Source organism: Mycobacterium sp. SA01 (assembly GCF_041287105.1).
Taxonomy (GTDB): domain Bacteria; phylum Actinomycetota; class Actinomycetes; order Mycobacteriales; family Mycobacteriaceae; genus Mycobacterium.
Window position 1 is genome coordinate 381,536 of record NZ_JBGGNO010000022.1, and the last position, 22,269, is coordinate 403,804.

12 protein-coding genes are annotated in these 22,269 nt (G+C 65.9%); 6 read left to right on the forward strand and 6 right to left on the reverse strand.

Annotated features, from left to right (window positions below):
* Positions 1-37: 37 nt before the first annotated feature.
* Entirely contained in the window at positions 38-2,740 is a 2,703-nt protein-coding gene (locus AB4879_RS27940; protein WP_370510157.1) for an AAA family ATPase, read from the reverse strand.
* Between the two features lie 88 nt (positions 2,741-2,828).
* Here AB4879_RS27940 and AB4879_RS27945 point away from each other — a divergent pair, with 88 nt between their 5' ends.
* The 3 genes from AB4879_RS27945 to AB4879_RS27955 all read left to right on the forward strand — a co-directional run bounded on the left by AB4879_RS27945 (position 2,829) and on the right by AB4879_RS27955 (position 9,143).
* Entirely contained in the window at positions 2,829-3,215 is a 387-nt protein-coding gene (locus AB4879_RS27945; protein WP_102805580.1) for a DUF2237 family protein, read from the forward strand.
* Between the two features lie 168 nt (positions 3,216-3,383).
* The gene (locus AB4879_RS27950) at positions 3,384-6,245 is read left to right on the forward strand and encodes an RND family transporter (RefSeq protein WP_370510158.1); all 2,862 of its coding nucleotides are present in this window, start codon (positions 3,384-3,386) and stop codon (positions 6,243-6,245) included.
* Positions 6,246-6,275: 30 nt separating this feature from the next.
* Positions 6,276-9,143 carry an RND family transporter gene (locus tag AB4879_RS27955; protein WP_370510159.1) on the forward strand — a complete coding sequence of 956 codons (2,868 nt, stop codon included), beginning with the start codon at positions 6,276-6,278 and terminating at the stop codon, positions 9,141-9,143.
* Positions 9,144-9,153: 10 nt separating this feature from the next.
* Here the strand turns inward: AB4879_RS27955 and purU are convergent, their stop codons facing one another.
* Complete coding sequence (purU, locus tag AB4879_RS27960; RefSeq protein WP_370510160.1) at positions 9,154-10,065, reverse strand: formyltetrahydrofolate deformylase; 912 nt, start codon at positions 10,063-10,065, stop codon at positions 9,154-9,156.
* A gap of 132 nt (positions 10,066-10,197) precedes the next feature.
* Positions 10,198-11,988 (reverse strand): PE family protein, encoded by a 1,791-nt coding sequence (locus AB4879_RS27965; protein WP_370510161.1) that lies wholly within the window; start codon positions 11,986-11,988, stop codon positions 10,198-10,200.
* 1,127 nt (positions 11,989-13,115) lie between these two features.
* On the opposite strand from AB4879_RS27965, the gene AB4879_RS27970 reads away from it, so the two are divergent.
* The 3 genes from AB4879_RS27970 to AB4879_RS27980 are packed head-to-tail and all read left to right on the forward strand — an operon-like array spanning position 13,116 to position 18,731.
* Positions 13,116-14,666, forward strand: a complete 1,551-nt coding sequence (locus tag AB4879_RS27970) for a DUF3375 domain-containing protein (RefSeq protein WP_370510256.1) — start codon at positions 13,116-13,118, stop codon at positions 14,664-14,666.
* Positions 14,663-15,367, forward strand: coding sequence for a DUF4194 domain-containing protein (locus tag AB4879_RS27975; RefSeq protein ID WP_370510162.1), 705 nt, complete (start codon positions 14,663-14,665; stop codon positions 15,365-15,367). Before AB4879_RS27970 ends, AB4879_RS27975 begins: the two co-directional genes overlap by 4 nt.
* The gene (locus AB4879_RS27980) at positions 15,360-18,731 is read left to right on the forward strand and encodes an ATP-binding protein (protein ID WP_370510163.1); all 3,372 of its coding nucleotides are present in this window, start codon (positions 15,360-15,362) and stop codon (positions 18,729-18,731) included. Before AB4879_RS27975 ends, AB4879_RS27980 begins: the two co-directional genes overlap by 8 nt.
* Here the strand turns inward: AB4879_RS27980 and AB4879_RS27985 are convergent.
* The 3 genes from AB4879_RS27985 to AB4879_RS27995 form a co-directional block, all read right to left on the reverse strand.
* Complete coding sequence (locus AB4879_RS27985; RefSeq protein WP_370510164.1) at positions 18,667-20,037, reverse strand: PE-PPE domain-containing protein; 1,371 nt, start codon at positions 20,035-20,037, stop codon at positions 18,667-18,669. The genes AB4879_RS27980 and AB4879_RS27985 overlap by 65 nt on opposite strands.
* 174 nt (positions 20,038-20,211) lie before the next feature.
* Complete coding sequence (locus tag AB4879_RS27990) at positions 20,212-20,835, reverse strand: hypothetical protein (protein WP_370510165.1); 624 nt, start codon at positions 20,833-20,835, stop codon at positions 20,212-20,214.
* Positions 20,836-20,969: 134 nt separating this feature from the next.
* Complete coding sequence (locus AB4879_RS27995; protein WP_370510166.1) at positions 20,970-22,112, reverse strand: zinc-binding dehydrogenase; 1,143 nt, start codon at positions 22,110-22,112, stop codon at positions 20,970-20,972.
* Positions 22,113-22,269 lie beyond the last annotated feature (157 nt).

A 22,269-nucleotide genomic window follows, 5' to 3' on the forward strand; every position in this document is an offset into this window, starting at 1 on the left:
ATCGTCAGCGGGAGCCGGCCGGGCTGTGCCTACGGAATCAGTTGCGTCGAATCGCCTTGGAATTCATCACGTTGGCGAGCTGCACCCGCGAACGAACCCCCATCTTGCGGAACACCGCACGTAGATGGGTGTTCACCGTATGGACCGACACGCCAAGAGTGGACGCCACGGATTGGTTGGTGTGACCCTCACTCACCAGCTGGGCGACCCGCACCTCGGCCTTCGTCAGGCTCTCCCCGCTGCCGGTGGGTGCACCGGCCCTGCTCAAGTTGCGCTCCACACCGGGCAGATAGAAGTTCGCGCCGAGCTCGGCGTAGAGGTCCCACGCCTCGGACAGCGCCGCCACCGCGGTGTGTCGGTCGCCCTGGTCGACCAGGACGGCACCGTAGTCGGCCAGCGCCCCCGCCAACAAGAACGAGCGCGGTGACTCACGAAGGATCTTGACCGCGCTGCGTAGCGTCCCCGCGTCGCCGGTGACGAATCCCTCGACTTGCAACGCCACGCCCTCGAAGCTGGCCACGCCGGGGTTGCGTTCGGCAGCGGTCCTCGCCCGTTCGACTGTCTGCCAGGCGAATTCGTCGTCGGCGGCGGCGACGGCGATACCCGCTTGCACACGCAGCAGCTCGGGGCTCCTCGGCCACCACGACCTCGACTGCGCCAATGAGTCCATCAGCGGCTTGAGGATTCGCACACTGTCCTCGAATCGGCCTTCGGCTCCGGCTATCCGCCCTTTGATCAACAACGTCGGAGCCTTGCGGAAGGCGTCGTCAGCCTGCCTGGTTTCCTCGGCAGGCCGAAGCCGTTCCCGGGCCAGCGCCAGATCACCACGGATAACCGCGACGACACTGCCGATCAGCCAGGCCTCGAATTTGTGGACGTAGGTGCCCATTTCGTCGCAGAGGCGGACCATCGTCATGGCGCCGGCTTCGGCCTCGGCGAAGCGTCCGAGCTTGAAGTCCTGCAGGAGCTGGGCGAACACGAGCGACGGCAGACTGTGGTCGTGGCGCTGATGTACCCGAGCGAGCAGTTCCTCGGCCTCCTCGAAGCGGTCGAGTTGCTGCAGCGCCAGGACCTCACCGGCCAGGTAGGTCGTCCCGCCCAGGGCGCGCAGTGCGCGAAAATGTCTGCGGGCCGACCCGTGCCGGCCCTCGGCGGTGTCGGCCTCGGCGAGGGCCTCGAGGGCCAGGAGTTGAGTTCGCTCATCGCCCAGTGCGCGCCCGCGGGCCAGGGCTGCCTCGGCGGCTTCGGAGGCCGCCACGGCCGTCCCGGCGCGGGTGAGCATCAAAGCCTCGACCGCGCCGAGGCGGGCCTGTAGTCGCGGCGACACCGGAGGACGGCCCTGCACCTCGACGATCCGGCGATCGATCTCGCCGAGCTGGCCCATCAGCCAAAGCGCCTGGGCAGCAAGCGATTGCAGGCGAGCCCGCGCCTCGGTATCGGATGTCTCCATCAGTAGCGCATCGATGATCGTGACAGCGTCGTTGCCGCGCTGCGCGCGAATCAGAACTTCGGCGCACTGTTCGCCGATCTCCAGACGCCGCGGATCCTCGGCATCGAGCAATCCGAATGCCTCGACGATCAGTGGCGCGGCGACCGCGGGCATGGTCAGCGACGTCTGCGCGGCGGCACCACGGAGGATCTCCACCGCCTCGTGATCACCCGAGCGGGCGCCGGCCCGGGCGTGCGGCGCTGCCGCGACCACGCCCTTGCCCGATGCCACCAGATATCTGGCGCACCGCAGGTGCAGAGCGCGGCGAACCGCTGCGGGCACGGTCTCGTAGACCGCTTCCCGGATCAGATCGTGGGCGAACGCGATGTGGTCGCGATCCTCGGCCAGCAGGCCGCGCCCGTGCGCTTCGCGCCGCTGCGCCGTGATCGCCACCACTGACGGGCCGCCGAGCAACTCGGCGGCGTCGGAGAGGTCGAGCGGCCGGCCCCAGACGGCCGCGAGTTCGACCAACTCGGCGGTGCCTGGACGGAGCGAGCGCAAGCGGCTGGCGATCGCATCGGCGAACGCCGGCGGGATGTCGGCGGTCTCCGCCCCGGCACTGCGAGCCGCGGCCACTCCCGACAACAGCTGCACCGCCAGAAAAGGGTTGCCGCCCAACGCATGTAGGCGTCGATGTGTAAGCCCCTCGGCAGGGCCACCCAGATAGTCGCGCGCCAGTGCATCCAGCTCGGCATCGGTCAGCGGCCCGAGCACCACGTCGTGCCGGTCGATGTCGTCGAGCGCACCGGCGGGCTCGGTACCGACGTCACGGCTGGCAGTCAGCCAGACCACCGGCGCTTCGGCGAGACGGGCCGGCAATGTCTCGAGGGCGAATCGGGTTACCGGGTCCGCCCACTGAGCGTCGTCGACGACGATCAGAACGGGGCTTCGGGCCGAGATCTCGGCAAGCAGCGAAGCGATGCGGTCGATGAGCCACACCGGCTGGTGATGAAGCGGCGCGAGACCCGCGAAGGTGTCGGCGTCCAGCAACGGCTTCGAGCCGGACCGCAACGCGACCAGCAGCGGGGCGCATGCCGAGATCTGATCCAGTTCCTCGGCCTTGCCGAAACCGACGGCGAAACCGGCCGCGGCCGCGTGCCGCGCGACCGCGTGCAGCATCGTGCTCTTGCCGATGCCGGGCTCGCCGCGCAGCCGGATCACACAGCCTTGCCCCACGTCACGGGTCCGCCGCAGCAACGTCGCCACGGCAGCCAGTTCGGCGTTCCGGCCTCTCAGGACGGGTCGTGCCATCGACGGCCCGACCCGGTGCAACTAGTCATTTCTGTTAACAACTCCCGACAAGCCGCATCGCATCCCGCGCCACGGAATACTGGCTCACATGGCTGATCGCAACGTCCTGGGCGGCCCACTCGAACCGTGCGGAACCGATCCGATGACGGGTTTTTACCGAGACGGCTGTTGTTCGACCGGCCCGGAGGACGCCGGCCGGCACACCATCTGCGCGGTGGTGACCGCCGAATTCCTCGCCCATCAGCGCTCCATAGGCAACGATCTGTCCACCCCGATGCCGCAGTATCGATTCCCCGGCCTGACGCCCGGCGACCGGTGGTGTGTCACAGCGCTGAACTGGCTGCGGGCCCACACCGACGGGCACGCCGCGCCCGTGGTGCTGGCCTGCACTCACGAGCGAACCCTGGATGTGGTGCCGCTGGAGACTCTGCAGGAGTACGCCGTCGACGTGCCCGACGATCTGGGGGCGCTGTAGCGCGCGTGCGCCCGTGTATGCCGGCGGGTCACTCCCAGCGCGCCTGGAACGCCGTTACCGACCTCACACAGGAAGCCCGCAGTCTGGTATGACTATCTAAGTATTTTTGCCGCACGGGAGGATTAGCACCGAGGTGCCCAGCTGGGGCGTTGAGCCGAAGGGGGCCTGGTGAGCACCCCCATCGAAGAACGCGTGGTCCACACCGAGCCGCCGCAGCGCGCGGCGCTGGCCAAGTGGATCCGCCGCCTGGCCGTGCCGATCATCCTTGGCTGGCTCGGGCTGATCGTGGTGCTGAACGTCTCGGTTCCACAGCTGGAAGAAGTCGGCAAGCTGCGAGCGGTGTCGATGTCGCCGAAAGAGGCGCCGTCGGTCATCGCGATGATGCGCTCAGGCAAGGTCTTCGAGGAGTCCGACTCCGACAGTTCGGCGATGATCGTGCTGGAAGGCGACCAGCCCCTCGGCGATGACGCGCACCGCTTCTACAACGAGATGATCACCGCGCTGCGGGCCGACACCACGCACGTGCAGCACATCCAGGACTTCTGGGGCGATCCGCTCACCGAGGCCGGGGCGCTGAGCGCCGACTCGAAGGCCGTCTACGTGCAGGTGGCGCTCGCCGGCAACATGGGCGAGACGCTGGGCAACGATTCGGTGGAGGCGGTCCAGAAGATCGTCAAGGGCTTGTCACCGCCGCCGGGCGTCAAGGTCTTCGTGACCGGCGGCCCCGCATTGCAGGCCGACCAGCAGCATGCCGGCGACAAGAGCATCCGGATCATCGAGATGACCACCATCGGCGTGATCGTCATCATGCTGCTGTTCTTCTACCGATCGTTCATCACGGTCGGGCTGGTCCTGGTGATGCTGATCCTGGGCCTGACGGTGACCCGTGGCGCCGTCGCCTTCCTCGGCTATCACAACCTCATAGGCCTATCGCCGTTCGCGACCCAGCTGTTGGTGACGTTGGCGATAGCGGCGACGACGGACTACGCGATCTTCCTGATCGGGCGATATCAAGAGGCCAGATCGGTCGGCGAAAGCCGCGAGGACGCCTACTACACGATGTACCACGGCACCGCGCACGTGGTGCTCGGTTCGGGCATGACGATCGCCGGCGCGACGTTCTGCCTGTCCTTCACCCGATTGCCGTACTTCAAGTCGCTCGGTGTTCCGCTGGCCGTCGGCATGGTGGTCGCAGTGGTGTCGGCGTTGACGCTGGGCGCGGCCATCGTCACGGTGGCCAGCCGGTTCGGGCTGCTCGAACCCAAGCGGGCGATGCGGATTCGATTCTGGCGCCGCCTCGGTGCGGCCGTGGTGCGCTGGCCCGCGGCCATCTTGTTCTCGACGGTGATGATCGCGCTGATCGGGTTGATCACGCTGCCGGGTTATCAGCCGAACTACAACGACCGGAAGTATCTGCCTGCCGACCTGCCTGCAAACGAGGGTTTCGCGGCAGCCGAGCGGCACTTCCCCATCGCTCGGATGAACCCCGAGATGCTGCTGTTGGAAACCGACCAGGACGTGCGCAACTCGGCCGATTTCCTGGTGATCGAGAAGATCAGCAAGGCGATCGCCAAGGTGCCCGGCATCGGCCGGGTTCAGTCGATCACCCGCCCTGCCGGTAAACCGTTGAAATACAGCACCATTCCGTCCCAGATGAGCATGGGTAGCACCAGTCAGACGATGAATCGGTCATACATGCAGGACCGGATGGCCGACATGCTGGTGCAGGGTCAGGACATGCAGAACACCATCAACACGATGACGCAGATGATCGGTTTGATGCAGGAATTGAGCGGCGTCACTCACGACATGGTGGGCAAGACCGACAAGACTGCCCAGGATATCGCCGAGCTCCGAGACCACATTTCCGACTTCGACGACTTCTTCCGCCCGATCCGCAGCTACCTGTACTGGGAGCCGCACTGCTACGACATCCCGTTGTGCTGGTCGACTCGATCGGTCTTCGACACTCTCGACGGAGTGGACAAGATGACCGACGACATCCAGCAGCTGTTGCCGGACATGCATGCGCTCGATGCCGTCATGCCGCAGATGATTCCGCTGATGAACTCGTCAATCGAGTCGATGAAGCGGATGCGCATCATGATGCTGACCCAGCAGGCCACCCAGGCCGGCCAGCAGGATCAGCAGGCCGCCTTGAGCGAAAACCAGGCGGCGATGGGTGCCGCCTTCAATGATTCGCTGAACGACGACACGTTCTACCTGCCGCCGGAGATCTTCGACAACGACGAATTCAAGCGCGGCATAAAGAATTTCATCTCCCCGAACGGCCACGCCGTCCGGTTCATCATCTCCCACGAGGACGACCCGCTGTCGGCTGACGGCATCAAACGCATCGACGCCATCAAGAACGCCGTCTTCGAAGCCATCAAAGGCACCCCCCTGGAAGGTTCGAAGGTCTACCTCGGTGGCACCGCATCGGCCTTCAAGGACATGCAGGAAGGCAACAAGTACGACCTGTTGATCGCCGGTGTGGCGGCACTGTCACTGATCTTCATCATCATGCTGCTGATCACCCGGGCCATTGTGGCCGCGGCGGTGATCGTCGGCACCGTCGTGCTGTCGCTCGGAGCGTCGTTCGGGCTTTCGGTGCTGCTGTGGCAGCACATCCTGGGTATCGAGTTGCAGTTCATGGTCATGGCGATGGCCGTGATCATCTTGTTGGCCGTCGGCGCCGACTACAACCTGCTGCTGGTCGCCCGGATGAAAGAAGAGATACCGGCCGGCATCAACACCGGCATCATCCGCGCGATGGGCGGCAGCGGATCGGTGGTCACCGCGGCCGGCCTGGTGTTTGCCTTCACCATGATCTCGATGTCGGTGAGCGCCATGGTGGTGGTGGCTCAGGTGGGCACGACGATCGGACTCGGCCTGCTGTTCGACACCCTGGTGGTGCGGGCATTCATGACGCCGGCGATCGCGGCGTTGATGGGGCCGTGGTTCTGGTGGCCGCAAATCGTACGGCCCAAACCGCTGTCGAAACGTCCGCACGGTCAATTGCTGCGCTAGCTGTCGCCGGTTCTGCTATGACTGGACGCCGTGGGGACTCAGACCGAGGTACCGCACCGGCGGGGTGAGGCCTCCGTCGAGCCGAAACCCGGGGTGGCCCGCTGGATCCGGCGCCTGGCGATACCGATCATCCTCGGCTGGCTCGCTGTCATCGGCGCGCTGACCATCTTCGTGCCCCCATTAGACGTCGTCGGTGAGATGCGGGCGGTGTCGTTGTCGCCGAAGGAATCCCCGTCGGTGATCGCCCTGATGCGCAGCGGCCAGGTCTTCGAGGAGTCCGATTCCGACAACGCCGTGATGATCGTCCTGGAGGGACAACGCCCCCTCGACGCGGCGGCCCGCCAGTATTACGACGAGCTGATCACCACGCTGCGCGCGGACACCACGCACGTGCAGCACATTCAAGACTTCTGGGGCGATCCGCTCACCGAGTCCGGCGCGCTCAGCTCCGACGGGAAAGCCGTCTACGTGCAGGTGGCACTCGCCGGAAACATGGGCGAGTCGCTGGGCAACGCGTCGGTCGCGGCGGTCCAGAAGATCGTGAAAGACCTGCCTGCGCCGCCGGGCGTCAAGACATTCGTGACCGGCGGCTCGGCCATGCAGACCGACCAGCAGAAAGAAGGCGGCCGCAGCATCCAGGTGGTGAAGATCGCCACCGTCGCCGTCATCATCTGCATGCTGCTGTTCTTCTACCGGTCGATCACCACGGTAGGAATCGTCCTGGTGATGCTCGTCATGGGGCTGTCGGTGACCCAGGGCGCAGTGGCATTCCTGGCCTATCACAACCTGATTGGCTTGACGACGTTCGTCACGCAGATCCTGGTACCGCTGGCGCTCGCCGCGACGACAGACTATGCCATCTTCCTCATCGGCCGTTACCAAGAAGCCCGCGTGGCCGGGCAGGACCGAGAGTCGGCCTATTACACCATGTTTCGGGGTACCGCGCATGTGGTGTTGGCGTCCGGCATGACGATTGCCGGAGCGACGTGCTGCCTGACGTTCACCCGGCTGCCGTACTTCCACACGCTGGGCATCCCGCTTGCCGTCGGCATGGTGGTGGCGGTGTTCTCCGCGCTGACACTCGGACCGTCGATCGTGACGGTGGCCAGCCGGTTCGGACTGCTGGAATCCAAGCGGGCGATGCGAATTCGGTTCTGGCGCAGGCTCGGTGCGGTGGTGGTGCGCTGGCCGGGGTGGGTGCTGTTCCTCACCGTGTTCATCGCGTTGATCGGGCTGATCGCACTGCCCGGCTACCGGCCCAACTACGATGACCGCAAATACCTGCCCGCCGACCTGCCGGCCAACGAGGGTTTCGCGGCAGCTGAGCGGCACTTCCCCGTCGCCCGGATGAACCCGGAACTGTTGCTCATCGAAACCGATCAGGACCTGCGCAACCCGGCCGACTTCCTGGTACTCGAGCGGATCGCCAAGGCCGTCACGAAGGTTCCCGGCATCGGCCGGGTGCAGTCCATTACGCGACCTGACGGAAAACCGTTGAAATACAGCACCATTCCGGCTCAGATGAGTATCAGCGGCTCGGTGCAGACGTTGAACCGCTCCTACCTGGAAGACCGCATGGCCGACATGCTGGTGCAGGGTCAGGACATGCAGAACACCATCAACACGATGACCCAGATGATCGGTTTGATGGAGCAACTCAGCGCCACCACGCACGACATGGTCGGCAAGACCGAGCAAACAGCTGTGGACATCGCGGCATTACGAGATCACATCTCCGACTTCGACGACTTCTTCCGTCCGATCCGCAGCTACCTGTACTGGGAGCCGCACTGCTTCGACATCCCGATGTGCTGGGCGGTTCGGTCGACCTTCGACGCTCTCGACGGCGTCGACACCATGACCGACGACATCGCGCGGTTGGTACCCGATCTCCGCGACCTAGATTCCATTATGCCGCAAATGATTCCGCTGATGCGCTCGTCCATCGAGTCGATGAAGCGGATGCGCATCATGATGCTGACGCTGCAGTCCACCCAGTCCGGCATGCAGGATCAGATCGCCGCATTGAACGACGGCTCGTCGGCCATGGCTGCCGCATTCAACGACTCCCTGAACGACGACACGTTCTACGCGCCGCCGGAGATCTTCGACAACGACGAGATCAAGCGCGGCATGAAGAACTTCATCTCCCCCAATGGTCATGTGGCCCGGTTCATCATCTCCCACGAGCAGGACCCGATGTCGGCCGAGGGCATCAGCCGGATCGACGCCATCAAGAACGCCGTCTTCGAAGCGATCAAGGGCACGCCCCTGGAGGGTTCGAAGGTCTATCTCGGCGGTACCGCTTCGGCGTTCAAGGATATGGAGGAAGGCAACTCCTACGACCTGCTGATCGCCGGACTGGCGGCGCTGTCGCTGATCTTCATCATCATGCTGCTGATCACCCGGGCTCTGGTCGCCGCGGCCGTGATCGTCGGAACCGTGGTGCTGTCACTCGGCGCGTCCTATGGATTGTCGATCTTGCTCTGGCAGCACATCCTCGGGATGCCGCTGCAGTTCATCGTGATCGCGATGGCGGTCATCATCCTGTTGGCGGTCGGCGCCGACTACAACCTGCTGCTGGTCGCCCGGATGAAGGAGGAAATCCCGGCCGGCATCAACACCGGCATCATCCGCGCGATGGGCGGCAGCGGATCGGTGGTCACCGCGGCCGGCCTGGTGTTCGCCTTCACCATGATGGCGATGTCCGTCAGCAGCATGAAAGTCATCGCGCAGGTCGGCACGACGATCGGACTCGGCCTGATGTTCGACACCCTGGTGATCCGGGCATTCATGACGCCGGCGATCGCGGCACTGCTCGGCCGGTGGTTCTGGTGGCCGCGCGTCGTGCGATCACGGCCGCTGTCCACGCGGCCCCACGGCAAGCTGCTCAGGTAGGTCCCCGGTTTCAGAACACGATCGTCTGATTCCCGTCGCGGATGATGCGGTCCTCGCAGTGCCACAGCACCGCTCGTGAGAGCACCGCGCGTTCGACATCGGCACCGAGGCGGGTCAGGTCGCCGACATCGTGGCGGTGGTCCACCCGCACGACGTCTTGTTCGATGATCGGTCCTTCGTCGAGCGTTTCGGTCACGTAATGCGCAGTGGCGCCGACGAGTTTGACGCCGCGCTCCTTCGCCCGGCGATAGGGGGCTGCCCCGACGAACGAGGGCAGGAACGAGTGATGGATGTTGATCAGCGGGCAGCCGACCTGCTCGAGAAAGCGTGGCGTGAGGATCTGCATGTAACGCGCCAGTATCACCAGATCGACGTTGCCGCCGAGTATGTCGAGTTGGCGGCTTTCGGTGTCTGACCGCCCGGCGGGCACGTGCACGAACGGAACCCCGAACGGTCGCACCTGCTCGGCCAGGTCGAGATGGTTGGAGATCACCACGTGCACCGACATGTCGAGTTCGCCGCGACGATTGCGCCACAGTAGATCCAGCAGACAGTGGTCGGCCGTCGACGCCATGATCGCCACCCGTTTAGGGGTCGAGGCCTCGGTGAGGCTGAAGTCCATCTCGAACCGCGCGGCGACGTTCGCGGCGAAGTCGCGCTGCACGGCGTCGCGTGCGTTCGATAGCCCGGGAAGATGAAAGATTGTGCGCTGCATGAAAGTTCCGCCGGAATTCCGGGTGGAATGCTGGTCCAGCGACACGATGTTGGCGCCGGCGTCGGCGAGGAACGTGCTGACGGCGGCCACCAGGCCGGGGCGGTCGGCGCACCGCAGTAGTAGCCGTCCGACGTCAGCGGTCGGTGACGCCGCCACCGGCTGAGGGTGCACATCCTCGACGGGTGCGGTGAAGCCGTTGCGAGCCATGGCTTTTCGCCTCTCTTGTTGGCTGTTCTCGGTCTGATCTAGCGAATGAGGACGCACTCGGGGCGCCGGCATCAGCCGACGCCCCGAGCGTCCGATCAGCAGCGACCTCTCAGCGAGGGGCCACCGTCGTGGTTATGACGATGCGCCGTGGGCCCCATTGGCCCCGTTGGCGCCGTTGGCACCCGCGGTGCCGGTCCCACCGGTGGCACCGGCTTTGCCGGTCCCACCTGTAGCGCCGGTCGCCCCGGTTCCGCCGGTCGCACCGTTCGCGCCGGTGCTACCCGCAGTGCCGGTATGACCCGGGCGGCCGAAGATCCCGCCGCGTCCCGCGGTGCCGGCTGCTGCGCCGTTACCGCCGGTTCCGCCGGTTCCGCCTGCAGCACCGGTTCCACCAGTGCCACCTGCACCACCCGCTCCGCCGGATCCACCAGCGCCTGCAGCTCCACCAGTAGCACCGGATCCTCCGGTACCACCGACGCCGCCAACACCGGTGCCACCGGCACCCGTGCCGGATCCACCGGCACCGCCCGCGCCGCCGTTGCCGCCTGCAGCACCGTTTCCACCGGTACCACCTGCAGCGCCGGTGCCACCTGCGCCACCTGCGCCGCCGGCCTGGCCCGTGCCGCCAGCCCCACCGGTTCCGCCCGTGCCGCCGTTACCGGCCGCACCGCCGGACCCCAGGAGGCCGCCGCGACCGCCATTGCCGCCGACGCCTGCGGGCCCACCCGCGGTTCCATTGCCGCCGACTGTGGTGCCGTCGGTCCCGTTGGTGCCGGCTCCGCCTGCACTTCCGGTCCCGCCCTGCTGGCCGGCAGCGCCGGTCCCGCCGTTGCCACCGTTGCCACCGGTGCCACCGGTGCCGACGCCACTGGTGCTCACGCCGGCGCCGCCGGCGCCGCCGACCCCACCATCCGTGTTGCCAGTTCCACCGTTGCCTCCGTTGGCGCCGTTGCCGCCGATAGCGACACCGCCGGCCCCTGTGGTTGACGAGGCTCCGCCTGCGCCACCTGCACCGCCGTTGGCGCCGTCGGTTCCGTCGCCGCCTGCGGCTCCGTTACCACCGGTCGCCACCGGTGCGCCACCGGCGACTGCTCCACCGGCACCGCCTTCACCACCGGGATTGCCGGCTCCACCGGCCGTGCCGCTCCCACCGGTGACGGTGTCGGTGGCACCCGCGTCACCCAAGGAGCCCGCAGGGCCGCTCGGCGTCGGGTTCACCCCGTTGTCGCCGGTGCCGCCCACTGTTGTGCCGGCTGAACCGGTCGCACCGTCTGCGGCTGCGCCGCCGCCGGAGGTGCCGACGTTGCCCGCCGTGCCGTTGCCGCCCGTGCCGCCGCTTCCGCCGTGCCCGAACAGCGCCAGGGACCCGGCGTCTCCGCCATTGCCACCCGCAGCACTGGTTCCGCCCGCGCCGCCGCCGCCGCCGTTGCCGAAGAACAGCCCGCCGGCTCCGCCGTTACCGCCGGCTAATCCGGTCGAGCCGGAACCGCCGATACCGCCATAGCCGATCAACAGTCCGGCACGCCCACCGTTTACTCCAGTGCCTGCGGCGCCATTCGTACCGTTGGCGATGAAGATGTTGACAATCGGAATCTGCCCGGCGAGCCCGATGATTCCGTAGAACGGTTGATTAACGCCGCCTGGACTGATTACCGAGGCTGCCAGGAAATTGGGGGTCGGTAAATTCGGTGTGATTGCGAAGCCACTGGCCTGTACCCCACTGACCGCCGAACACCCCGATCCCATCATGAGGCAGTTGAGCCCGGACGTTGTCGACGCCGAGCTGCTCGCCGAGCTACTCGCCGGCGACAATGGAGCGACGAGCGCAGGCGCTGCCTGCGCGGCACCGGCTCCGAACGCGAGCGCGACACCGGCTCCCGCCATGGCGATTCCGGTTGCACAGGGGTAGACGTATTTTCTCATTTTCTTGCTCCTACTTACATTTCTTGCGATGTGGCCACACTGGCCGATTGACGTCGATGGGGTGATGGACCGAGCTGCTCCGTTCGTCACTCGTTGAGCGCGCCAAAGAAAACGGCCGCATCATTCGATGGCCTTTGCGCTCGACAATCGAATTGAAAACGCAAAGCTAAAGAGCCGACGGTGATCGGCAGAATGTGGCGAATCCACCGTGAACGGCACCGGATAACACGAGCGCTGCGAATGGAGGATTCGAAAGGAAGTCAGAACATCGACACGGCAATAGCCGTGCGGCGAATGGGGTAAATATCGACTCGCTTGATGGTCTATGGGCCGCCTTTGAAAGCCCCCTCGCGAGCTATACAATTTCAGAGCGGCAGTAGATCGAAACGATCTTCATAAACCTGACTAGACGCAACATTAGACGACTTATCCCGCTGTGTCAACAATCACAAATTCACACCAAAGCAAATTTTATTTTGCGGGACTAATCGTTGGCCCCGCCCGTTCCGCAAACGGATCGAGCAACCACCGCCGCCCGTCGGGGGAACCCATGCTTCTGTTGAGAGCGTGCGCGGTCCGCGCCGGCAACCCGGGCGCGCGGGCCAGGCGTCACAGAGATCACCCTTACCTGCACCTGCCATGAAATGGTCTGATAGCCGAACCCGGTTTGCGACCACGTCATCGACCGATCCGTACGTTCTGAGCACGCGCCAGGGCTTACGCAGCGCGCCATCAACCAGCTCGCGGTGTCGAACGACCGTGCAGCCAACCACCCGCAAACCGCTTCAATTTCGCTGCCGTTTCCCAGCAATCCGAAATCAGTGCACCGTCATTAAGATGTAATAACGACGTTCGTGTGTGCTCCAATCCCTCAACGTGCCCGGCTATATCACACAAAATCGCAAAATACGGGGGTTTCAGTACACCCAAATAAAACAGATTCAAGATCGTCCAAAGCCACGCTGGCGGTTGCATGAACTTTTCCAGGACGCCGGGCCGGTCTGCGGCGTACTTTCCCGGCGGCGGACAGCCTGCTCATCATGGCGCCCCTGTGACCAGCGAGGCTCGAGAGCACTCTTGAGACGGCTGTGACAGGCATTCCGGGGCACCTGCCCGACACCCCGGAGATGGCGTCGTCCGATGTCCCCGCGATCGCCTATCTTGGACCGTCCAACCAACTTCATCGAGGGGGAAACAGCGTGGAGGACGAGACCGGCTTGTCAGCCGTCGACCTCCTCGACATCAACCGAGAGATCCAGGGCTCCCCCACGATCCGGCTGCTGGCCGCGCTCAACCTGGGGGGTTACGCCACCCTCATGGAGCGCCACCTCAGCGAGGGCGAGATCAGCGAGACCGAGCTGGTCGTGCGACTCGAGCGCGACCTCGACGAGCTGGGCCGGCCCGGTGGCGAACAGTCCGGCCTGGGCCTGATCAAGAGCTGGGCCAGCCAGGGCTGGCTGCACCGGGTCGCCGACCAGCGCAGCGGCATCGAACGCAACCTCTGCTACCTCACCCAGGACGCCCGCCGAGCGCTGGACTTCCTGCGCGGGCTGCGCCGCCAGGACACCATCGCCACCGGCGGGTCGATCAACGGCATCGCCGCGCGCCTCAAGCAGATCGCCCTGCGCGTCGGCAACGACCCGGTCCGCATCCGCGCCGGCATCCAGGCCGAGATCGCCGCCCTGCACGCCGAACTGGATGCGCTGGAACGCGGTGAAGGGCTGGACCGCTCCGCCGACGTCGACATGACCGACATGTACGACGAGGCCCACGCCATCGCGTTGCAGATGGAACGGCTGATCACCGACATCGGCCAGTACGGGACGATGATCGAGCGGGCCACCGCCGCCCTCGACGAGCCCATCGACAGCAACCTGGCCTACCGCGACCGGCAGCGCCAGATGTACGCCGACTACCAGGCCGCCTGGGACTCCCAGGGCCGCGATTCGCACCGCGCCTTCCTCCGGATGATCAACGACCCGGACCAGCGCGCGGAGTTCGAGGCCGATGTGGCCGCCGTCGCCCACGCGCTGCCCGCCCTCGATCCGGCGCTGCGCAAGGTGATGGCGGGGTTCTTCGAGCTCGTCGGACAGCAGATCGACGAGGTGGAGCGCATCCAGCAGCGCTGCGCGCAGCGGGTCAAGCGCTTCACCGCGTTCGGGACGCTGGAGCAAAGCCGCGGTGTGGCCCGTCAGCTGAGCGACGCGATCGGCGCCGCCCGCGCCCTGCTCAAGAGCTCGCTGACCGACTCGCGGCTCGACATCGAACTCCCCCTGGCCCGTCACGCCATCAGTTCGGTTGGCGCACTGAGCTTCCGGATCGGTGACCTGTCATCGCCCAGGCCGGCTCAGGCTTCCGAAGGCGAGCTGGACCTGACCAGCTTCGCCGCGCTGACCACCCAGGTCGATGCCCCGGCGATGTCGGAGATGATCAACACCGCCCTGGATACCGGCCCGGTGTCGCTGCCGGACGCGGTGCAGATGCTCGACGCGGCGTACCTGGGTCACGTCATCGTGCTGTGGTCGTGGGCGCTCAAACAACCATCACAGACAGACCCAGCCTCGAACACACCGGTGACCGTCCGATTCCAGTCGCTGGACGGACGGGACCGCGAGATGGAGGTCCCCCACTTGGTCTTCACCGAACCGATCTCCAGCCTGTTGGGAGCCAGCGCATGACGGACACAGCCGACCTGGACATCACGGCCTTCAGCTCACTCCCCCAGGTCGACCAGACCGCGCGCACCCCGCATCAGCGGCGCCCCCGCTTCGACGGCGACGTGAGCGAGCTGCCCGACCGGGCCTGCTGGGCGCTGCAGCAGCTGCTGACCCGCCGCTACATCAGCGCCGAAGGTGATGCCGATCTCTACAGCTGGGTGCTGGAATACCGTACGCAACTGTCGGTTCGGCTGTCCGAGCTCGACCTGATGCTGCGCGTGGTCGAGGGTGCTGACGTCGCGTTCGTCGAGCAGGCCCGGTACGAATCCGCCAGGGGCGCCAAGCTTTTGCGCCGCGAGCCGCTGGGTACCTACGACTCGATCCTGGCGCTGCACCTGGCGCAGATGTCACGAGCCACGGGTGGCCAAGCCGTGTTGATCAGCCGCGAGGAGGTGCACGGACTGTTCTCCGGTGTCCTCAACGACGTGGACCGCGACACCGTCACCTTCACCGCCCGCATCGACGCCGCCATCGCGCGCCTGGCCGGACTGGAGATCCTGCGCAAGACCCGCGATGACGAAGACAGCTACACCGTCAGCCCGGTGATCAACGCCGTGATGACCGCATCGGTGATCGCCGAATTGCAGCAGCAGTTCGAGATGCTGCTGTCCGGCGGCGCATCCCCGGACCGCGATGAACAGGAGACCTCGCTCGATGGCTGAACAGTTCCACTTGTCGCGGCTGCAGGTCATCAACTGGGGTGTGTTCGACGGCTACCACGACATCCCGTTCAGCGAAGGTGGCGCGTTGATCGCCGGCGCGTCCGGAAGTGGGAAGTCCTCACTGCTGGATGCGATTTCGCTGGGCTTCCTGCCGTTCAACCGGCGTAATTTCAACGCCTCCGGCGACAACACCGCGGCCGGATCCAGCGCGGGCCGGCGCACGGTCGACAAGTATGTGCGCGGGGCGTGGGGTCAGCGCAGCGACGGCGGCGCCAGCAAGGTGATGTACTTACGCGGCGACGGCACGGCATGGTCGGCCATCGCCGTCAGCTACCGCAGCAACACCGGGCGCACGGTCACCGGCCTGGTACTGAAATGGCTGACCGGGGAGTCCCGCTCGGATTCGTCGAGCCGGTTCGTGCTGGCCGACGGCGACCGCGACATCGAGGACGTCTGTAACCGCTGGGCGGCAGGACGTTTCGACTCCGGGGTGTTCAAGGATGACGAGTGGCGATTCTCCACCAAGGTGGAGTCGCAATACCTCGCCCAGCTGTACGCCACGATCGGTATCCGCGCCTCCGACGCCGCTCAGCAGCTGCTCGGCAAGGCGAAATCGCTGAAAAGCGTTGGTGGACTGGAACAGTTCGTGCGCGAATTCATGCTCGACGAACCAAGCAGTCTGACCCGGCTACCCGAGGCACTCAAGCAGATCGATCCGCTGGTGGAGGCCCGCGAGCTGCTGGCCGTCGCCCAGAAGAAGCGCAAGATCCTCGGCGACATCGAGAAGATCCAGCAGCGCTACGCCTCGGAGTCGTCCGACCTGGGCATCATCGATCTGGTGGATCAGCCGATGGTCCGCGCCTACACCGACCATGTCCGGCTCACGCAGTGCGGGCCGCAGATCCAGTCGCTGGACGCCACCATCGACCAGCTCGGCAATGAGTACGAGGACGTCACCCGCCAGCTGAATCTGGCCAAGGCCGAGGGCGATTCGCTCAATGCGCAGATCAGCGGATCCAGCGCCAGCCTTGGGCCGTTGCAGTCCCAGGTGGCCGGCGCCGAAGCACAGGCCGAACAGGTGTCGCGGCGCCGGGCGGCCTACGAAACGATGCTGGCCGCCCAGGACATCGACGTCCCGGACACCGCCGACGAATTCTGGAATCTGCGTGAGGAACTCGCCACCGAGGTCACCGAACTGCTGGCCAAACTCGACCGGGGCCGGGAAGCCTCGACCGATGCCGAGTACGCGCAGAAGGCGGCGCGCATCGCCCGCGATGACGCCACCAAGGAGCTCAAGCGCGTCGAACACGTCGGGTCGGCGCTGCCCGAGTTCGCGATCACCATGCGTGAACACATTTGCGCTGCAGTCGGTGTCGACCCCGGCGAGCTGCCGTACATCGCCGAGCTGATGGATCTGCGCCCCGATCAGAGCCGGTGGCGAGTGGCCGTGGAGAAGGTGCTGCGCGGGGTGGGTCTGCGGCTGCTGGTGCCGGATGACCGGTATTCGGCGGTGCTGCGATTCGTCAACGAAACCAACATGGGCGGACGGCTGCAGCTGCACCACGTCCGCGCCTCGCTGGTCGGCGCCGAACCGGTTGACGCCGAGCCGAACACGTTGGCCGGCAAGCTATTCGTGGTCGATCCGACGCATCCGTGCGCGGCCGAGGCCGCCGACGTCATCGCCGCAGCGGGCGACCACATCTGCGTGGACACCCCGGATGTGTTCTCCCGGTTCCGCCGCGCGGTCACCGACACCGGCCTGTACAAGGACTCCGAGCGGCTGGCCATCAAGGATGACCGTCGTCCGCTCAAACAGGCCGACTACATCTACCAGGGCGACGTTCGGGCGAAGATCGACGCGCTGACCGTCGACCTCGCCAATGCCGAAGAGCTGTACCAACAGGCGCGCCGCAAGGCCGACGAGATCGCCGCGCAGCGTCAGCAGTGGCGGGATCGGGCAGCGGCGTGCAAAGCGATCTGCGAGCAGTTCCCGCAGTGGAACCAGGTCGACAGCGATACCGCCGACGGGCACGCCGACCGGCTGCGCGAGCAGTTCGAGCTCCTACTGGCCGACAACCCGGACATCGAGGCGCTGACCGCGCGCGCCGACGAGTGCTGGGAGGAGATCCAGACGCTGATGACGCGGCGCGGGGCCATTCAGACCCGCCGCGACGACCTGGACGCCCGGCGCACCCAGCTGCTGGAACTGCAGGACCGGCTGGCGCCCGCGTTCGTCTCCGAACCGCTGACCGAGCTGCTGAACCGCTACGCCGCCCTCGTGCCGGTGGCCTTGGAGGTGCTCAATCCCGAGCCGCACCGCGAGGCCGTGTTCAACACGATTCGCCGTGAGCGCGAGCAGCTGCGTGAAAGTCGCAGGCGCTCATACGATGAGCTGGCTCGCATCCTGAACACCTTCGACACCGCGTTCCCCGATGCGATTCCCAACGACAGCGACGTGTTCGACGAGCGGGTGCACGACTACGTGGCGCTGTGCCGGCACATCGATGAGCGCGAACTGCCCGATGCTTACGAGCGGATGATGCGCTTGGTCACCGAGCAGGCGCCTGACGCGATCCTCACGCTGCACCGGGTGGCCGAGCAGGAGGCCCGGCGGATCTGCGAGCAGATCGACCGGGTCAACACCGGTCTGGGCGCGGTCGAGTTCAACAGCGGTACCCGGCTGACGCTGCGGGCCACGCCACGCAGCCTGACCGCGGTGGCAGAGCTGACCGAAATCGTTCGGGCGATCTCGCGGCGCATCGCCGAGGTGGGCCTGGGTGACAAGCAGGCGATCCTGGATCAGTACGCCGATATCTTGCGGCTGCGCAACCGACTGGCGTCGACGGCGCCGGAGGACAAGGCGTGGACCCGCGACGCGCTGGACGTCCGCAACCGGTTCACCTTCGACTGCGCCGAGTGGGATGTCCGCACCGAGGAGCTGATCCGCACGCACAGCAACGCCGGCGACAACTCCGGTGGCGAGCAGGAGAAGCTGATGGCGTTCTGTCTCGCCGGGGCACTGAGCTTCAACCTGGCGAGCCCCGAAAGTTCGGACAACAAGCCGGTTTTCGCGCAGTTGATGCTCGACGAGGCGTTCTCGAAGTCGGACCCGCAGTTCGCCCAGCAGGCGCTGCAGGCGTTCCGCAAGTTCGGTTTCCAGCTCGTCATCGTGGCGACGGTGCAGAACGCCACCACGATTCAGCCCTACATCGACAGCGTGATCATGGTGTCCAAGACCGAGGCCACCAGCCGCAACGCCCGCCCGGTGGCGACCGTGGTGTCCAAGACGATCTCGGACTTCACGACCTTGCGTGCCGAGATGCGGAGCTCGGCCGCGCGGGACCGGGTGCCGGCCGCGGTGTAGCGGTCGCGGCCCGCACGGGTCGTGCAATCGAGCGAGCGTTGTGTGCGGACGGACGCACGCGCGCGCTGACTGCGTGGCCGGTCGCCGCTGAGGCCGTGTGTTTCACCGGTGCCGGCGTGTACGGCGTCGGCGGGCCGTAGGGATCGACCGCACCGGCGTACACGGGCGGGCCGCCGACCCCGTAGGTTCCTTGAGGCGTGGTGTGGAACGGCCTGTTGGCCGGGTCGCCGGTGATCATGGCGATCCCGTTATCCCATCCGGTCGGTATCGCCGTCATGAAGTCGACAGCCGTCTTGATCAGGTTCGGGCTGTAGAGGTAGTTGGCCGGAGTCGGACGGCCCGGATTGATCGTGCGGTCGTAGCCCGCTTCCACCAGAACCCGCAGCGGCGGGTCGAGTGTGGCCGCGATCGGCGGGCCGATGATCGGGATCTGCTCCAGTGGCATCAGAAGTGGAAGGGTCTGTGCGGGAATCAAATAGTAGGTCGTGTCCTGATGCTGGCCTTGGAGCTCAACAGTGGTCGCCGAGAAGTACGCCGTTTCAGGATGGAAGTACAGGAAGCCGAGGGCGACGTTGAGGTCGGCCACCACGTTCAGCGGGTTGGTGGGAAAATCCGACACCGGATCATATTGCCGCGCAACATCGACCGTCGTAAGTGGCGTCGGCTGCGGCGAATTCGTGGTCATCGCACCGTCGAACGTCACGCCGAAGACCGGCAGGTAGGCCCCGACGAATCGTTCGAGGATCCCGCCGTTGGGCCGATTCGGATTGGACGTGACGACGAAGCCGACGGTGGCGCCGGCCAGCGGATGCGCGATCAGATCATATTTCTCTTGAGCGGTGATCGTCGCACTCTGCGAATAGCCGTACACCACATAGGAAGTGTCGACCACGGGGCTCGGGCCAGTCGTGGTGAACGGCGGTTCCGTTACGGTGCAAGGCTTTCCGCGCAGACATGCATCGAGATTGGCGAGTCCGATAGCGACCGATGAGTCGAACGGCATGGCGCGCAGGCCGGTTGCGATGGGGAATTGCTCGGGGGTGTAGACCGCCACTTCCGCGCACCCAACGCTACCCCCGGTGCACAGTCCGGACGGCGCCACGTACACGGCGTCCGCGTCACCCACATAGTTTGCGATGTATTGCGTCGAATCCTGGGGGATGCTGAGTGGGTGGCCGGTGCCACCCATGATCAGTGCCGTTGCGGCCCACGCGATAGCGACCGAGTTCAGCGGCGTCAACGCCATGAGGAGCGCACCGCCAAGCGCGATGATGGTCGTTGCGATCGGTCGGCTCGCCGTGCCCATGGCGACCCCCTTCAGTGCCAACTCAGATCTGACCAGCGCCGCGCACCTGGCGGCTATGGCCTTTGGTCACCACAGCCGCGGACCAACGACAACTCGTCGTCGGCGGCGGGCCACAGTGCAACGCAAAAAGGTCAGGGGCGCAACGCCCCTGACCTTTTTGCGGTTGGTGCTGAGTTACTTCAGGTCGGGCAGGTTCTCCTGGATCGCCGCGACCTGAGCCTTGCCCACGGCCTCGACGAAGTCCTGCGGCACCGGGTTGAGGTCACCCGGTGCGCTGCTGAAGATCGCCACCACGACGGTGCGCTCGACCGTGAAGAGCAGGGCGGCCATCGCCGACTTGCCGTCCACTGACGTGCCGATCGTGACGGTGGCGTCCGGGGTGACCGCGGGCAGCGGCACCGGGGAGCCGGTCACCTGACTGGGCACGCTGTTCGCGGCGCCGGTCAGACCGGTCGCGGCCTGTGAGGGATCGTCACTGACAATCACCGAGATGTTGATGGCGTCGGTACCGGAGGTGTAGGTCTGCGAGACGTCCGGCGGCGCCGGCGTCAGCGTCACCTTGGGTGCGTCACCGGCCCACGGGGTGTTACCCACCTGCGGGATGTCGGCAGGCTTCACCAGGAGCGTCGCGTAGTCCGGGGTACCGGCCGGCGTGGTGGCTTCAGCACTGGTCGTTTCGGCAGCGGTGGTGGTCGACGTCGTCTTGGATGTCGTGGTGCTCGTCGTCGACGACGACTTCTCCTCATCCTTACCGCATCCGGCGACGACCAGTCCGAGCGCCACGGCGGCTGCCGTCACTCGGACGATTGCTCGCGTGCGTACAGGGTCCATGACAGCGAACTCCCCTCCGGCCACACCCCGGCGGAGGGCCAAAGGGCAGCCTAAACGAGCCTGGCCGCCGGCCTGCGATTATTTGACTTATTCGTTAGGGATCAGCCGTTGTGTGGGGTTACCAGGAACTTCTCCCCCGTCGCCCGCTTGACGTATTCGGTGAACGCGTCCGGCTGGAGCATTCCGGCGAGTGACACCTCACGGGTGTAGCTGCTGGCGAAAGTTGTGGTGAGCTCCGCGGCCACCCGTGCGCGTAACCGGCCGATCGTCTCGGCGCCGGCGGTGGCGAGAAACGGGGTCAGCAGCCAGCCACCGATCCCCCACGACATCCCGAAGTTTCGCGTCAGCACGGTCGGACTGGTGTCGAGTGCGCCGTAGATATAGACCTGCTTGTGGACATCCGATCCGTACCGGGAGTATTCGCCCGCTTTCGCGCTCGCCGCCACCTCCATGGCGTTGAGGATGTCGCTCGCGAGCGTCCCGCCGCCGGTGGCATCGAACGCCAGGGTCGCCGAGGTCGCCGTGAGTGCCTCCACCAGATCGGTGGTGAACGACGGCGACGTCGAGTTCAGGACGTACTCGGCGCCGAGCGAGGTGAGCAGTTGTTCCTGCTCGGGCTTGCGGACGATGTTGACCAGTGGGATGCCGTCTTTCTGGCAGATCTTGACCAGCATCTGCCCCAGGTTTGATGCGGCCGCGGTGTGCACGAGTGCCGAATGTCCTTCGCGCCGCATGGTTTCCGTCATTCCGAGCGCCGTCAGCGGGTTGACGAAGGACGACGCCCCGTCACGCGCCGTGGCACCGTCGGGCAGGACCAGACACATCGGTGCGTCCACTACTCGATACTGGGAGTACATCGCGCCGCCCGCGACGCCGACGGTTTTGCCGATGAGGGCTTGGGCCGCTTCGGATGACCCGGCGGCCACCACTGTGCCCGCGCCCTCATTGCCCACCGGGAGGGACTTGTCGAGTCGCGCGGCCAGACCGGCAAGAGAGCGCTCCGGTAGTGACGCGGTGACGACGGGACGTTCCGGTGTGCCGGTCACAGTCGCGGTGCTCATGTCCGCGGTCGCGATCAGCAAGCCCAAGTCTGACGGGTTGATCGGCGCGGCCTCGACCCGCACCAGCACCTGGTTGTCGCCGGGCGACGGAACGTCGACGTCCTGCAACGAGAGTTCGAGTGTGCCGTCGGACGTCACCAGCGAACGCAGCTCGAGAGCCTTGTCGGGCAGATTTTCGACCATTAGGGGTGCCTCTTTTCTGGTGACGATCAACGGTTCAGATCATAGGAACGTCCAACGCCGGCCGGAACCTTCCGTCGATTCACGATCACGACGGTGCGCGGCGTCACAGAAGTTGACGATTGAACGTTCGCTGATGGCGGGTACACAGCGCTGTACA